General features: G+C 63.6%; 14 protein-coding genes and 2 pseudogenes. 11 read left to right on the top strand and 5 right to left on the bottom strand.

From position 1 onward, the window contains the following. Window positions 1–262: 262 nt before the first annotated feature. Window positions 263–886 (top strand): hypothetical protein, encoded by a 624-nt coding sequence (locus AC3WL8_RS20375; protein WP_041228937.1) that lies wholly within the window; start codon window positions 263–265, stop codon window positions 884–886. Beyond that, window positions 862–1,965 carry a metal-dependent hydrolase gene (locus tag AC3WL8_RS20370; RefSeq protein WP_492378685.1) on the top strand — a complete coding sequence of 368 codons (1,104 nt, stop codon included), beginning with the start codon at window positions 862–864 and terminating at the stop codon, window positions 1,963–1,965. Before AC3WL8_RS20375 ends, AC3WL8_RS20370 begins: the two co-directional genes overlap by 25 nt. A gap of 30 nt (window positions 1,966–1,995) precedes the next feature. Here the strand turns inward: AC3WL8_RS20370 and AC3WL8_RS20365 are convergent, their stop codons facing one another. The 3 genes from AC3WL8_RS20365 to AC3WL8_RS20355 all read right to left on the bottom strand — a co-directional run bounded on the left by AC3WL8_RS20365 (window position 1,996) and on the right by AC3WL8_RS20355 (window position 4,539). After that, the gene (locus AC3WL8_RS20365) at window positions 1,996–2,469 is read right to left on the bottom strand and encodes an FAM174 family membrane protein (protein WP_249221317.1); all 474 of its coding nucleotides are present in this window, start codon (window positions 2,467–2,469) and stop codon (window positions 1,996–1,998) included. A 167-nt stretch (window positions 2,470–2,636) separates the two neighbouring features. Then, complete coding sequence (locus tag AC3WL8_RS20360; RefSeq protein WP_211982051.1) at window positions 2,637–3,143, bottom strand: hypothetical protein; 507 nt, start codon at window positions 3,141–3,143, stop codon at window positions 2,637–2,639. 1,273 nt (window positions 3,144–4,416) lie between these two features. After that, a complete protein-coding gene (locus tag AC3WL8_RS20355) occupies window positions 4,417–4,539 on the bottom strand; it encodes a hypothetical protein (protein WP_256449323.1) in 123 nt (40 codons plus the stop codon). Window positions 4,540–4,871: 332 nt separating this feature from the next. Between AC3WL8_RS20355 and mdtD the strand changes: the two genes are divergently transcribed. Continuing rightward, window positions 4,872–6,302 carry a multidrug transporter subunit MdtD gene (gene mdtD, locus AC3WL8_RS20350; RefSeq protein WP_211982049.1) on the top strand — a complete coding sequence of 477 codons (1,431 nt, stop codon included), beginning with the start codon at window positions 4,872–4,874 and terminating at the stop codon, window positions 6,300–6,302. Window positions 6,303–6,410: 108 nt separating this feature from the next. Further along, a complete protein-coding gene (gene treF, locus AC3WL8_RS20345) occupies window positions 6,411–8,198 on the top strand; it encodes an alpha,alpha-trehalase TreF (RefSeq protein ID WP_211982047.1) in 1,788 nt (595 codons plus the stop codon). Window positions 8,199–8,208: 10 nt separating this feature from the next. Here treF and AC3WL8_RS20340 read toward each other — a convergent pair. Further along, window positions 8,209–8,820 (bottom strand): annotated as a pseudogene (locus tag AC3WL8_RS20340) (TonB-dependent receptor domain-containing protein); the annotation flags it as partial. A 1-nt stretch (window position 8,821) separates the two neighbouring features. Here AC3WL8_RS20340 and AC3WL8_RS20335 point away from each other — a divergent pair. The 7 genes and pseudogenes from AC3WL8_RS20335 to AC3WL8_RS20305 form a co-directional block, all read left to right on the top strand. Continuing rightward, window positions 8,822–9,068 (top strand): annotated as a pseudogene (locus AC3WL8_RS20335) (isochorismatase family protein); the annotation flags it as partial. A 65-nt stretch (window positions 9,069–9,133) separates the two neighbouring features. Then, the gene (locus AC3WL8_RS20330) at window positions 9,134–9,364 is read left to right on the top strand and encodes a DUF2798 domain-containing protein (protein ID WP_211982045.1); all 231 of its coding nucleotides are present in this window, start codon (window positions 9,134–9,136) and stop codon (window positions 9,362–9,364) included. A gap of 118 nt (window positions 9,365–9,482) precedes the next feature. Then, on the top strand, window positions 9,483–9,920 hold the full coding sequence (locus AC3WL8_RS20325; protein WP_153953338.1) for a GNAT family N-acetyltransferase: 438 nt from the start codon (window positions 9,483–9,485) through the stop codon (window positions 9,918–9,920). Between the two features lie 139 nt (window positions 9,921–10,059). After that, window positions 10,060–10,812: an SDR family oxidoreductase gene (locus AC3WL8_RS20320; RefSeq protein ID WP_492378684.1), complete on the top strand. Its 753-nt coding sequence runs from the start codon at window positions 10,060–10,062 to the stop codon at window positions 10,810–10,812. A gap of 74 nt (window positions 10,813–10,886) precedes the next feature. Next, window positions 10,887–11,366 carry a carboxymuconolactone decarboxylase family protein gene (locus tag AC3WL8_RS20315; RefSeq protein WP_013953672.1) on the top strand — a complete coding sequence of 160 codons (480 nt, stop codon included), beginning with the start codon at window positions 10,887–10,889 and terminating at the stop codon, window positions 11,364–11,366. A gap of 4 nt (window positions 11,367–11,370) precedes the next feature. Continuing rightward, window positions 11,371–11,775 (top strand): cupin domain-containing protein, encoded by a 405-nt coding sequence (locus AC3WL8_RS20310; RefSeq protein WP_013953671.1) that lies wholly within the window; start codon window positions 11,371–11,373, stop codon window positions 11,773–11,775. A 275-nt stretch (window positions 11,776–12,050) separates the two neighbouring features. Beyond that, window positions 12,051–13,058, top strand: coding sequence for a bestrophin family protein (locus AC3WL8_RS20305; protein WP_492378683.1), 1,008 nt, complete (start codon window positions 12,051–12,053; stop codon window positions 13,056–13,058). Window positions 13,059–13,124: 66 nt separating this feature from the next. Here AC3WL8_RS20305 and AC3WL8_RS20300 read toward each other — a convergent pair whose 3' ends face one another. Further along, the gene (locus AC3WL8_RS20300; protein WP_013953669.1) at window positions 13,125–14,687 is read right to left on the bottom strand and encodes a DHA2 family efflux MFS transporter permease subunit; all 1,563 of its coding nucleotides are present in this window, start codon (window positions 14,685–14,687) and stop codon (window positions 13,125–13,127) included. Window positions 14,688–14,710: the final 23 nt, after the last annotated feature.

Raw genomic sequence — 14,710 nt, 5'->3', positions numbered from 1 at the left:
TCCACGCAACGCCGCGGCCGCCGCCGAATTCTGGCTGGCACGGCGGCCGTTCCGGATGGCGCCTGGACTGACACCCTAAAGATAGCCCGCGTGCGGAAATTGTCGAGGCAGGTGCCGAACCGGGTACAGGCCGGCAAGCCCCCGACTGCACGCCGATCCGGCAGCATCGTGCACATGGCAAAGAAATTCGCGCTCGCACGCGGGCTGCCTCTCTATGCTGGAAGGTAGAGCGCTGATGCGCATTCCCGAGGATGGCAACGTCATGAACGACGATGCAGCCCTGGCCGGCCGGATACTGGAGGTCGCCCTGATGCTCGGCGAGCGCAGCGGTTGGGACGCCCTGCACCTGCATGACGTCGCCGATGACATGGGCATCGGCCTGGACCAGATTCATCGACATTACCTGCAGAAGGACGACCTGGCCGAGGCCTGGTTCGAACGTGCCGACCTTGCGCTCGTGCGCGCTGCCACGCGTGAAGGCTGGGCTGCCCTATCGCACCGCGAGCGCCTGGAGCAGGCCATCCTCGCCTGGCTCGAGGCGCTGGCCCCGCACCGGCAACTCACCGCCCAGATGCTGCGCTACAAGCTGCAGCCAGAGCACGTGCATCTGCAGGTACAGGGCCTGCTGCATATCAGCCGCACCGTGCAGTGGCTGCGGGAATCGGCCCGCCTGCCCGAATCCGGCTGGCGCCGCGAAGTGGGGGAGGTCGTGCTGACCGGCATCTTCCTCTCCACCTTCGGCTACTGGCTGCGCGACCGTTCGCCGGATACCGGGCGCACGCAAGCCTGGCTCGAACGGCAACTGCGCTGCGCCGAGCGCCTGGCCTGGCGCCACCCTGGCGACAAGGGGGGCCGGTCGGGATGGATACGATCACGCATGCCTTGATGGGAGCGCAGGCCGCGCTTGCCATCCCCATGGCCGAGGCCCCCGGCCGGCGACTCAGCACGCGCGAGCGCCTGCTGCTGGGCGCTGCCGCCGGTGCCTTTCCGGATATTGATTTTCTGGGCTTCCTGGTCCATCCGCTGCGCTTCCTGGCGCAGTGGCACCAGGGGCCGACCCATTCGCTGCTGCTGCTCCCCGCCTGGGGCGCGCTCCTTGCTGGCCTGTTCTGCCTGGTGGCCCGCCGGCGCGAGGCGTGGAGAGATGCGCTGGCGGTCAGTTGCCTCGGCCTGGCCAGCCATATCGCGCTGGACCTGATCACCGTCTATGGCACCCGCATCTTCTATCCCGGCTCCGAGCGGCGCTTCAGCCTTGGCACCAGCTTCCTGGTCGATCCGTTGCTGAGCGGCATCGTCGTGTCCGGCCTGGTCCTGGCACTGTTCCTAGCGCTGCAGTGGCGCAGTCGGGCCGCCCTGGCGGGGATCGCGCTGCTGTGCGCCTATGTCGGCGCCCAGGCCGTGCTCAGGCAACGGGCGCTGGAACTGGGCAACGAATCCTTGCGCGCCGCCGGCATCCAGGCGCAGGGCGTGGACGCGCTGCCCCAGCCATTTTCTCCGTTCAACTGGAAACTGATCGCCCGCGCGGAGACAGACTACCGCGTCGCCCACGTCAACCTGGCCGGGCATCCGGCCTGGGTGCCGCAATGGCAGGTGCTGGGGCGCCTGCCGGCCATGGCCAGGGCCTACGAGCCGCCCGCGTGCATGGCCTGGACACAGCGGCCGCGGCTGCCGGAGGCGCCGGCTGAGCAGGCGCTGGCATGGCAGCTCTGGGTGCGGCCGGACTTTGCCGATTTCAGGCAATTCGCGGTCTATCCGGCCTTGTCCGCCATCACGGCGATGCGGGCATCGCCATCCGTGCCGCCGGGCGAAACAGTCGCCTGCGTCTGGTTCACCGACCTGCGCTACGACCTGCCCGCGCTGGAAGACACCTTCCGCTATGGCTACTGCCGCGACAGTGCGCAGGCACCGTGGCGGCTGTACCGGCTTGCCTATTTCAGCCAGGACCAGCGTCAGCGCCTCGACTAGCATGGCAGCGAAGCCTCTGTCGGAAAGCGGTCATTGACGCTGACTTACCGTGACCGGGACGATTTTTTCCAGTTGGTCCAGCAACAGCTCCTTTTGCTGGGCCGGCAGCTTGACCAGACTGGGATACATGTTAATCAATGCCAGCCGTTGCGAAGACGACTTGGAGGGCAGCAGCATGAGCAACCCCGCCTTCTCACGGTCGGACAGCGATGACAGCTGCGGTAGCGCGCTGAGTTGCACCATACTGGCGGACCCAACCGAAGGCACGGCAGCTTCGTCCGTCACGGCCGACGGTGCCCATTTTGCCCCTCCTGGCGACGTGCTTTGCGCGGCCAATGGGCTCGGTCCCGACGAAGCTTGCTGCGTGGCTGCCATTGATGCGGGGGCGGAATCCCCTCCGCCGCATCCGGTAAGCAGCAGACTGAACAGCAGCATCCACCGAGCATGCAAAAAATGGCGCGGTGCATGCCACCCGTGGCAATTAAGGTGAACGTCTTGTTGCATGGTCAAGCATCCGATGATTCAGGAAAAAGCGGGCGTGGCACCGCATGAAATGCTGGTACCAGCCGCCACCGATTGCAGACGTGCCAGCGGATGCTGGCACGCCCATCCCTATGGCTTAGGACGCCCTCGCGTATCAGCCGAATGTGCCGAAGCCTGTGCTAAGTCAATCAAGGACCCACGATGCTGATATAAGGCTGGGTGAAGCCCGCGAAGGTGACCGTATACACGAAACCCGCAAGGGTTGGGCCCGCGATCAGCTGCTTGGTCCAGTTCCCGTTGGGGCAGGTGGCCGCGTTTAGTAACTCCTGGGTGGTCGGCGCCGTCGTACTGAGCGGCGGCACTACCAGCTGCCCGTTCCTGGAAGGTCTCAGGGTTCCCGACGAAGTAGCGTCCGTGGACTGCGTCTTCACCTCGACGATCTGGCCGCCATGGTTTGTGCACTGCACGGTGCCTGAGTAAGTCGCTGACAGAATCGCTGTCGCATTAGTTTTGCCGACCCCCCCGATGGTGGTCCCGGTACAGCTGACATCCTGGCTGGAATTTACGGTGCATACCGGCTCGGCAGAGCCGCTTGCATAATGTGCTCCGCTGGGCCCATTGGCGGCAATGGTTTCGGCCCAAGCTGCGGGAGCGACCAGCACCGCAGCCAATGTAACTAAAGCTAGATTCCTCATCTTTTTCTCCAAGAATCCATTGAGCCCCCGGATGAGAAAAATTGGCTTGCTGTTTACTTTTTTCTTCGCTCCGCAGTATTCAGCAGATCCTTAAAGCTATGATGGTTACCTCCTCGCTTCGTATTAAAAAATATGCGCTTCAGCATTGCTGCAGAATTTACATTTTGGTATGTAATAACGTTCTCGAAAGTATAGTTAAAGCAAGGCGGCGAACTGGAGATTTCTTTTGGTTCAGGGGAAGTTGTGCGCTGTATTTTTGGGCGCAATGGCTGCCCAGTCGACCTATACTTATTTTTTTGCCGCGCTGCAGATCCACAAGGTTGTCATCGGCCGCATTAGGCAGCAACATGCGCTGATACCGGCCCACCGAGGCTGGTTGCCCAACAGGCATGGCCAGGTGCGGTTCTCAATTCTTATTAATAGAAAAACGACAAAGCGGAAAAACGACAAAGCGTCGTACGATTTCAGCGTGCGGCTCCAGACTCGTCGAAGTGGCGAATAAGTCTGCCTTTGCGTTGCACGTAATACAGGCTATGCCGACAATGCGGTCGCCGCCAAGGCGCGTCGGATGGCTGCGTCGGGTCGGCGAGAGACAGTGAGCAGGCATGCGCGGGCCCGGGGCTGGTACAAGGGCGCGGACCTTGTGGCCTACTGCGTGTTTGGCATGCGGGTCGGCAAGGGAAAGGATTTGCGCCGGCAGCCGCTGGAGCGTCCACTCCGTCGACTTCTGGCCGAGCCGCGTGCAGGGCTTCTGTACGCGGATAGCGTCGAGGATGGCGCGTGGCTGTACGGCCATGCGCTCTCACCGGGGTGGAGGGAGTGGTGAGGAAGCGCGCCGGCTCGCTGTATCAGGACGGGGAGCGCTCGCGCGAATGGATGAAGATCAAGCGTCCCGGCGCCGTGCCGCCGCCGAGGTTCACCCGGTAATCACGTCTCAATAGGCAAGTAATTGCCCTATTCGCCGTTGAAACACACTTAATGGCGCAATGGTTTAGATACTCTGGCGGATGCCGATTCAACGACCATCATTCAGCATGGAATGTGCGGGGCTGCTGTTTCGCCTCGCATTTAAGGCCCTCGGGGAACCCCCCGGTCCCCGGGGGCTCTTTTTCTTCATTAGATGGGCGACATCACTGAATGATGCATTGGCATATTCTGTTTCCGCCAAGTTTCAAGCGAAAGAGTGTCGAAGTCACGCACTGATGCTCGCGCTGGCGGTGGGTAGTCGCAAAGCGCGCGCCGGGTTTGCGCGCTAGTACGCAGCCAACGCCGTTCAGCCCTTGGGCGGGATGATGGTCTTCGACGCCGTGACACGGCCGGCGATGGACAGCACGGCGCCAAGGATCGACGTGACCACGTCGAGCGTATAGTCCTGCAAGGTCTGTCCGGCTGCCATCTCCGGCAGCGATCGCACTGCCGGGCCCGCGTTGTGCCGCAGCCTGTAAGCAGCAGCACAACGGCAATCAGGGTGGAGCCTTTCCAGGCTCGCGGTCGCGTTGATAAGTGTGACGTCGATGCTGCCGCGCGGCCTTCTCGCTGTCGAAAGTAGCGCTGATGCGCTGTCCCTTCATGCGAACCAGGGCACGAACCGTGTGCCCCCGTTGCTCGAAATTAGCCATTCTGGTGCACCGCTATATGTGTGTTTTTGCGACGGATATACTAGCTCCGCAGTGCCCCAAAGCGTCGGTTTGGGGCACATTCGTTTCCACCTACCCACACTGAAACCCCATGTTTCCCAGCCGTTTTCGTACTGATAACCGAGATTCCAATATCATGCTGTGGGTGGTGGCGGTCGGCTTCTTCATGCAGACGCTGGACTCGACCATCGTCAACACCGCGCTGCCGTCAATGGCGCACAGCCTGGGCGAGAGTCCGTTGCGGATGCAGTCGGTGGTGATTGCCTACTCGCTGACCATGGCGGTGGTCATCCCGGCCTCGGGCTGGCTGGCGGACCGCTTCGGCACCCGCACCATCTTCCAGACCGCCATCGGGCTGTTCGTGGTGGGCTCGCTGCTGTGCGCCGACGCGCCGACGCTGAACTTCCTGATCGGCGCGCGCGTGGTGCAGGGCGTGGGCGGGGCCATGCTGCTGCCGGTGGGGCGGCTCTCGGTGCTGCGCACCTTCCCGCGCGAGCAGTATCTGCAGGCGCTGAGTTTCGTCGCCATCCCCGGCATGATCGGCCCGCTGATCGGGCCGACGCTGGGCGGCTGGCTGACGCAGGTGCTGTCGTGGCACTGGATCTTCCTGATCAACGTGCCGGTCGGCCTGCTGGGCGCACTGGCCACGGTGCGCTATATGCCCAACGCGCGGCTGACAGGCATCGGGTCCTTTGACATCGCCGGCTACCTGCTGCTGGCCATCGCCATGCTGGCGCTGTCATTCTCGCTCGACGGGCTGGCCGGGCTGGGCTTCCAGCACGCCACCGTGCTGATGCTGCTGATCGCCAGCATGGCCGCGCTGACCGCCTACGGGCTGCACGCCAACCGGCGCAAGCAGCCGCTGTTCCCGCTGCGGCTGTTCCGCATCCATAGCTTCAGCGTAGGGCTGCTGGGCAACCTGTTCGCACGGATCGGCAACGGCTCGATGCCGTTCCTGATTCCGCTGACGCTGCAGGTCAGCCTGGGCTATTCGCCGTTCAATGCGGGCCTGATGATGCTGCCCGTCACCGCGGCCGGCATGGCCTCCAAGCGCCTGGCCACGCGCCTGATCCAGCGCTACGGCTACCGCCACGTGCTGGTGGCCAATACCTTCGTGGTAGGGCTGGTGATGGCAGCCTTTGCGCTGATCACGCCGCAGCTGCCGCTGTGGCTGCTGGTTCCGCTGCTGGCGCTGTTCGGCATGGTCAATTCGATCCAGTTCACGGCCATGAACACGGTCACGCTGAAGGACCTGAGCGGGGCCGGCGCCAGCAGCGGCAACAGCATGTTGTCGATGGTGCAGATGCTGTCGATGAGCCTGGCGGTGACCTCGGCGGGCGCCTTGCTGGCGACCTTCCAGCACCGCTTTGGCGGCGATACCGCGGCGGTGCTGCCAGCGTTTCATGCCACCTTTGTCTGCATGGGGCTGATCACGTGCGCGTCGGCCTGGATCTTCATGCAACTGGGCGTGCGGGAGCCCGCGCCGGCGATACCGGTGCAGCATGGCGAGAAGGAGGTGTAAACAACTGCGTGGCACATGGGCCGCTTTTGGGGGGCGGCCGCGAACTTACCCGGCACTTCCCGGCTCCTATCCACATGAGCCGGCAGCGCCCGGTGCAAGGAGGCGTCCATGCAGCCGACAGGCAAGTCCGGGTCCGAACCCGCCATCCCGCCGTCGCCAGGCCCCGCTGCCGGCGGCAGCACGGTGCCGCGCTCGGCCCCGGCCACCCCTGACGGCGCCGGCGCGGTGCCGGGGCCAGTGGCGGCGCCCGGCAAGGTCCATGCGGCGGCGCGGCCAGCGCTGGTCACGCACCGGGACTGCCCGCCGCCGCACACGTTGCCCGGCTGCGCCTGCGCCGACATGCTGTCGCCCGCGGCGCGCTACTGCGAACTGTTCGTCGATGTCCAGCACAGCGGCCTGTTTGCCGACAGCAAGACCTTCCCTGACTGCATTCCCAACTGCGACCCGGACCTGATCGTGGCGCGCTACCGCGAAACGCGCGACACGCCGGGCTTCTCGCTGGCCGATTTCGTGCAGGCGCATTTCACCCGCGCCATCGTGCCGGAGAGCCACTACGTGTCAGACCCGGCCAGCACCCTGCGCGAACATATCGATGGCCTGTGGCCGGTGCTGACGCGCGAGCCCGTGGCCCATCCGCCGCTGTCGTCGTTGCTGCCGCTGCCGCACCGCTACGTGGTGCCGGGTGGGCGCTTCGGCGAGCTGTATTACTGGGATTCCTACTTCACCATGGAGGGCCTGGCCGGCAGCGGGTGCGGCGAGCTGATGGTGGAGATGGCGCGGAACTTCGCCTACCTGATCGACACGTATGGCATGGTGCCGAACGGCACGCGCAACTACTACCTGAGCCGCTCGCAGCCGCCGGTGTTTGCGCTGATGGTGGACCTGCTCGAGCGCGAGCAGTTGGCCAGCGCCATCGACTTCCTGCCGCAGTTGCGCCGCGAATACGCCTTCTGGATGGACGGTGCCGACTGCGTGCGGCCCGGCCACGCGCACCGGCGGGTGGTCTGCCTGCCCGACGGCGCGGTGCTGAACCGCTACTGGGACGACCGCCCGTGGCCGCGCGAGGAAGCCTTCCTGGAGGACATGGAGACCGCGATGCGCAGCGGCCGGCCGCATCACCTGGTGTTCCGCGACCTGCGCGCCGCGGCGGAATCGGGGTGGGACTTCAGTTCACGCTGGCTCGATTCGCCATCCACGCCGCCCGGCCGGACCGCGGACCTTGCCACCATCCGGACCACGGCAATGTTGCCGGTCGACCTCAACGCACTGCTCTGGCACCTGGAAACGCGCCTCGCCGCGCTGTGCGAGCAGACCGGCGATGCCGCGGCAGAGGCTTACCGCGCGGCAGCGCAGCGGCGCGAAGCAGCCATCCTGCAATACATGTGGGACGACCCAGCGGGCGCCTTTGTCGACTACGACTGGTGCCGCGGCGCGCCGCGGCTGTGCCTGACCGCGGCAATGGTGATGCCGCTCTATCTCGGTCTTGCGCGGCCGCCGCAGGCGCAAGCCGTGGCGCAGGCGGTGAAGGACCGGCTGCTGGTCGACGGCGGGCTGGCCACCACGGAATGCACCTCTGGCCAGCAATGGGACCAGCCCAACGGCTGGGCGCCGCTGCAATGGCTGGCCGTGCGCGGGCTGGCACGCTATGGTCACGACGACCTGGCGCGTGAGATCGCGCAGCGCTGGCTGGCGACCGTGGCCAGTCTCTACATCCATGAATGCAAGCTGGTGGAGAAATACCGCATCCGGAATATCGGAGCCCGGGCCTTGGGCGGGGGTGGGGGCGAGTATCCGTTGCAGGATGGCTTTGGTTGGACCAATGCGATTGCGGGCGCGTTGATGGCTCTCTATGGAGAGGTGCCGGCAACGTGCCGGGCGGATGATGTCGCGAGCTGAGGGGGCCCGTTCAAAACTTCACTGAAACACTCATCCAGTACCGCCGCCCATCCTCGACATACCCATAATCGGTGTAGTTCACCTGCTTGTCGAAGAGGTTGTAGATACCAGCAAACACCGACACGTTCCTGGTGACCGCATAGGTCGCCCCCAGGTCGAAAAAGGTGTATGACGGCGCCACCACGGTGCTGGAAGACGGCCCCGTGATCGGCTGGCTTTCCTTGCCGCGGTAATTGACGCGCGCCCAGGCGTTGACCCGCTCGCTCGGCCGTCAGTTCAGCGTGGCCACCAGCAGGTGCATCGGCAACTGGTTCAGCGGCTGGCCCTGGTACTGGCCGCTCTTCTGTTCTGACTTGATATAGGTATAGCTTCAGGTCAGCGACCACGCTTGCGCGATCGGCCAGCGCAGGCTGGCTTCCACCTCGCGCGAGTAGGCGCGGTCCACGTTCATGTAGGTAGTCGGGTCGGCGCCGAACCGGTTTGGTCCGTCGGTGCACTGCGTGGTCGGGCAGGCGACGCGCGTGATCTTGTCCTTGACGTCGTTGTTGAACAGCGTCACGCCCGCCTGCAGGCCGTTGCCCTTGTCATAGAGCAGGCCCAGTTCCTGCGACACCATCGTCTCACAGTTGCGCAAGCAGCGCGTCGACCAGGTGATCCTTGCGGGCATGGCCGCCAATCCGTGCGTCGAATCCCATCTGCGTGATCTGCTGGAGCAAGGTTTCGAAGTTGCTGTCGTGCGCGACGCCGTAGCTACCCGAAGGGGATGGGTATCACGCGGCACTGGTCAACTTCCGCCTCATCGCAAACGCGCTGTGGGATACCAACGAAACCGTGCAGCGGTTGGCAGGAAAGATTGAAGCAGCCGCGTAGCGCCTGGCGCGGCAATGGCAGGGTGCATCAATGTCTGGTTCAAAGAATGCATAGAGGCGACTCACATGCCCAAGATTCCTTCGCGCTACAGCTATTTCGCCTATGGCGTTATCCAGGCCGGCTTGACCTGCTCCATCGCTGCTGCCATCGCAAGCCTTCCATTTGCAGAAGAAGGCCAGTTCTTTCAGCACTGGCTAAGGTCCTGGAGCGTTTCCTGGCTGACCATGCTGCCGGTTGTCGTGTCGGCTACGCCCATCATTCGCCGCCTGGTCGATCGCATGACAAACCACTCTTAGGTCATACCGTCCCATGTCGATGGTCGATGGCCTAGTTGAAAACGATAAACATGTGCCTGTTGACTGCGTCATCGCTCAACTACATTGAAGCCTGCACAAACCAGCACGCATCGGCACCATGACCAAGAACCTGACGCTCAGGCATGCGGAAACGGAAGCCGAGATCCATGCCTGCTTCCCGGTTATGCGGCAACTGCGCCCCAAGCTGCAAATGCCGGAAGACTTTCTCGACACCTTCATGCTGCAAAGCGGACAAGGGTACCGGCTGCTCGCGCTCTGGGACGATGGCAAAGCTGTTGCGCTGGCCGGATATCGGCGTCTTGACAACCTGATCCACGGGCGCTTTCTGTACGTCGATGACCTGATCACCGATGCCGAAGGCCGGGGGCAGGGTCACGGCGAGCGTCTGCTGCGGGCGCTTTGCGAGCTTGGACGCACAGAAGGCTGCCAGCGACTTGTCCTGGATACCGCACTCGCGAACGCGCTGGCCCAGCGCTTCTATTTCCGTTCCGGCCTGCTCGCCAAGGGCCTCCACTTCTGCATGGAGTTGCAATGAAGCCCCTCAGCCTGCTGCTGCTCGATTGCAGCCCGCGCCGTGACTATCCCACGAGCCAGCGCTCCGAGTCGATCTGGCGCGGGGATGCCGCGTTCCCTAACATGGAATCGTTCCACCTTCCTCAGCACGGAGAAGCATCATGAAGATTGTCATCATTGGCGGGACCGGCCTGATCGGCTCGAAGACCGTTGCCATTCTGCGCCAGGGCGGCCGCGAGGTCGTGGCCGCCTCGCCCAAGAGCGGTGTCAACAGCATCACTGGCGAGGGGCTCCAGGAGGCCCTCGCCGGCACTCAGGTGGTGATCGACCTTGCCAATTCCCCGTCGTTTGAAGACAAGGCGGTGCTGGAGTTCTTCGAGACCTCCGGCCGCAACCTTCATGCGGCGGAGACCAAAGCGGGCGTTCAGCACCATGTCGCGCTGTCCATCGTCGGCACCGACCGGACGCCCGAAAACGGCTATTTCCGTGCCAAGGTCGCGCAAGAAAAACTTATTGAGGCCTCCGGCATCCCCTACACCATCATCCGCTCGACCCAGTTCATGGAATTCATCGGCGGCATCGCCGATTCCAGTGCGCAAGGAAATGTCGTCCACCTTTCGCCTGGGCTGTTCCAGCCGATTGCGGCGGACGACGTTGCCGCAATCGTTGCCGATGTAGCGCTCGCGCCACCGCGAAACGGCATCGTCGAGATCGCCGGCCCGGAACGAGCCCCGTTCAACGAGATCGTCGCCCGCTATCTCAAGGCGGTTGGCGACCCGCGTGAAGTCGTGCGCGACCCCGAGGCCCGCTACTTCGGCGGCCGGGTCGAGGAACATTCGCTCGTGCCGTTGGGCGAGGCGCGCCTCGGGCGCATCGGCTTAGAGGAATGGCTGCGTCAATCGCAGCAACGATAGTCCGCAGGGCGCATGCCCACGTAAGTAGCAGCGCTTTCGTCAGTACCACATTGAGCAGATCACCAGGAGCAAACATGACCCAACGTACGAATTACTTCCAGCAATCCCCGGAACTGTCCAAGAAGCTCATGGAGTTCGGCGCGCTGTTCCAGAAGACCACGATCGAAGAGCCCATTCGCGAGCTCGTCGAGATTCGCGCATCGCAGCTCAATGGCTGCGCGTTCTGCGTCGACATGCATATCAAGATGGCGAAGATCCACGGCGAGCGCGAATTGCGCCTGCATCATGTGGCGATCTGGCGCGAGTCGACGCTGTTCTCGCCGCGCGAACGCGCCGCGCTGGCCTGGACCGAGGTGCTGACCAGGCTTCCCGCCGAAGGCGTGCCCGACGATATCTATGAGCGCGTGCGCACCCAGTACAGCGAGAAGGAACTGTCTGACCTCACCTTCCTAGTGGGGGCAATCAATACCTGGAACCGCCTGAACGTGGCTTTCCGCATGGTGCCTGGTTCGTCGGACAAGGCGTTCGGGCTCGACAAGGCCAACCTGGAGTGATGCCATGAAGACGGTCACTTCCGTTGCGGCAGCACTTGTGCTGTCGTGCCTGACGGTTGCACAGCCGGCCGCCGCCGCGCCGGAGGCGAGTGTCACGCCCCTGGCCAAGGAAGCGTTGCCCGAATATCCGGGGAAGGAAGCCGAGATGATCATCGTGGAGTATCCGCCGGGCAGCGCCGATCCCGTGCATCGCCATGACGCCCACGCCTTCGTCTACGTGCTCGAGGGCAGCATCGTCATGGGCCTCAAGGGCGGAAAAGAGGTAACGCTCAAAGCGGGCGATACCTTCCACGAAGGTCCCAACGATATCCACACCGTCGGACGCAATGCCAGCAAGACGCAGCCAGCAAAGTTTGTCGTGTTCCTGATCAAGAACAAGGGCGCGCCGATCCTGACGCCGGTGAAGTAGTCGACGTCCATTCAGGCACCGGCAATGCCGGTGCGCACTGTCCGGCACGGCAAGAGCGGCGCTACCGCTTGCTCTTGCCGTGCCGCTGTTTTCCAGGGTGGTGTGAAGGGTTGTGGGACGGAAATTGATACTACGTCGGTTTCTTGGCAATATCACCATGACAAAACCAGGTCCCGGGCAGCGATCTGGTCGGTGGTGAGGGCGGTTGGCCGTGCTGCCTGCCGCAGTTCGGACCTCGGACCCGCGACCTGCCCCACCGCCGCGAGATGCGCACCATGCACCTGGGAAAATCGTACACAATAACCGAGTTCTCGTTCTGGTCGAGACGGCAACTTTATGCCTCGCTAGCGTGCGGTTCGCTGCCCGTAGTCCTTTATCAGTTCTTCGGGCTGAAATGGCTGTCGGTCCCGGTCTCGGTTGTGGTGCTGCTGGGCACGGCCACGTCATTCATCGTGGGTTTCCGGAACGTGCAGACCTACAGCAGGGCCCTGGAGGCACAGCAGATCTGGACTGAGATCCTGAATGGCAGCCGGTGTCTGGGTGTGATGAGCCGGGACTTTCTGGCAGGGCAGGCGGCCGGGCGGGATCTGATTCTCCGGCATTGCGCGTGGCTGACGGCGCTCCGCTATCAACTGAGAACCCCAAGGATCTGGGAAAGCGCGGGCAAGGCATCCAACGTGGAGTACCGGAAGTACTACCGGGTTCCAGAGTGGGAGACTCCATTGCACGAGGCGCTTGCGCGGTATCTGCCACAGGCCGAACTCGACTCGCTTGCGCACGCCGAGAGCAAGACAAGCCGGTTGCTGGGAACGCAGTCGGCGACGATCAGGCGGCTCCTTGACGCTGGCGAGATCGGCAATGCCTTCTATCTGGAGTTGGTAGGATCGATCAAAGGCTTGTTCGCGCAGCAAGGACGGGCGGAGCGTATCAAGGACTATCCGTATCCCAGGCAATATGCGGTCGTCAACAAGCTCTTTGTCCGTACTTTTTGTCTGCTACTGCCTTTTGGCATTCTTACGGAATTCGAAAAGCTCAATGCCAGCGTTTCAGGCGTCATGCATGGCAGCATGATCTGGCTGGTCATTCCATTTAGCACGATGATCTCCTGGATGTATCTCGCGCTGGAGCAAGTGGGCGAAAGCACGGAGAACCCGTTCGAAGGAAACGCCAATGATGTGCCCATGGCACAGATCTGCCGGAAGATCGAAAACGAACTCATGGACATGCTTGGCGAGAAGTGCGATATCCCCGCGCCAACGGCCGAGCACGGTATTGTCCTCTGACCACTCAAGGTTATCGCTTTAGTCAGGCGTCCTGTCATGACTGCGGGACGTGCGTCGTCTGTTCACTCAGTGCGCAGCCGCTGCAGTGGCCGCGGAGCCGCCCCTGGCGGGCTTCGTGAGCCAGATCAGCGGCACGATGGCGACGAAGATCACGCCCGAGATCCAGAAGATGTCGTTCAGGCCCAGCATGATGGCCTGCGTGTTCAGACCGCGTTCGAAGTAGGCGGCGGCCTGGCCCTGCGTGAATCCCATCGTCGCTTGCAGCGATTCGATTGTCCTGGCGTACAGCGGGTTGTGCACGCTGGCCTGTTCCGCCAGCTGCGCGTGGTGCAGGATGGCGCGGTTGTTCCAGCCGGTGGTCGCGAGCGACGTACCCACCGCACCGCAGAACACGCGGACGAAGTTTGACAGGCCTGCGGCGGCGGGAACCTTCTCGGGCGGCTGGCCGGACAGGATGATGGCCGTCAGCGGCACGAAGAAGAGTCCGGTCGGAATGCCTTGCAGCAAGGTAGGCAGCACCAGCGTGTAGGTATCCACGCCCGTGGTGTAGTGCGAGCGCATGAAGTACACCGCCGCGAATCCCAGGAAGGAGAGGGTGGCGAGCACGCGCAACTCCGACTTCGGCAGGATCTTGCCCACCACCGGGGCCATCAGCACGGCGAAGATGCCCAGCGGCGCGGTCACCAGCCCGGCGTTGACGGCCGGGTAGGCCAGGTACTGCTGCATCCACTGCGGCAGCACGACCAGGTTGGCGAAGAACACCGCAAAGGCGACCGAGATGGCAACGGTGCCGGCCAGGAAGTTGCGGCCCTTGAACAGGCGCAGGTCGATGATCGGATTCGGTTCGGTCAGCTCCCAGATCACGAAGAAGATGAAGCTGAGCAGCGCGACGATGCCCAGCCCGATGATGACGGGCGAGCTGAACCAGTCCAGGTCCTTGCCCTTGTCGAGCATGATCTGCAGCGACGCAACCCAGGTGACCAGCGATGCCAGGCCCACCACGTCGATCGACAGCTTGCGCGTCGGCGTTTCTCGGTCGCGGTAGATCGCCCAGGTCACGGCAGCGGCGAACAGGCCGACTGGCACGTTGATGTAGAAGATCCACGACCACGCGTAGCTGTCGGTCAGCCAGCCGCCCAGCGCCGGGCCGGCGATGGGGCCGACGGTGGCGGTGATGGCCCACAGCGCCAGAGCGGTGGCGCTTTTTTCCTTGGGGTACGACGACAGCAGGATCGATTGCGACAACGGGATCAGCGGCCCGGCCACGGCGCCCTGCAGGATGCGCGCGGCGAGCAGCGTGGTCAGGTTCGGCGCCACGCCGCATAGCCAGGACGACAGCACGAACAGCAGGATGGCGCCGACGAACAGGCGGACCTGTCCGATTCGCTGCGTGAGCCAGCCGGTCAGCGGGATCGCGACAGCATTGGCCGCGGCGAACAGCGTGATCACCCAGGTGCCTTCATCGATCGACACACCGAGGTTGCCGGCGATCGTCGGGATCGCCACATTGGCGATCGATGAATCCAGCACGTTCATGAAGGTGGCCAGGGCCACGGCGAAGCTTCCCAACAGGAGCTTGCCGCCGGTGAGCGGGGCTGGCACGAGTGAGGTCTGGGCTTGGGGTTGCAAGATGCGCTCCGGGGTTTTGGGCC

This window comes from Cupriavidus sp. FW305-F7, assembly GCF_058782875.1.
Note: the sequence above shows the minus strand (reverse complement) of the source record. Positions and strands in the feature narration are given on the sequence as shown.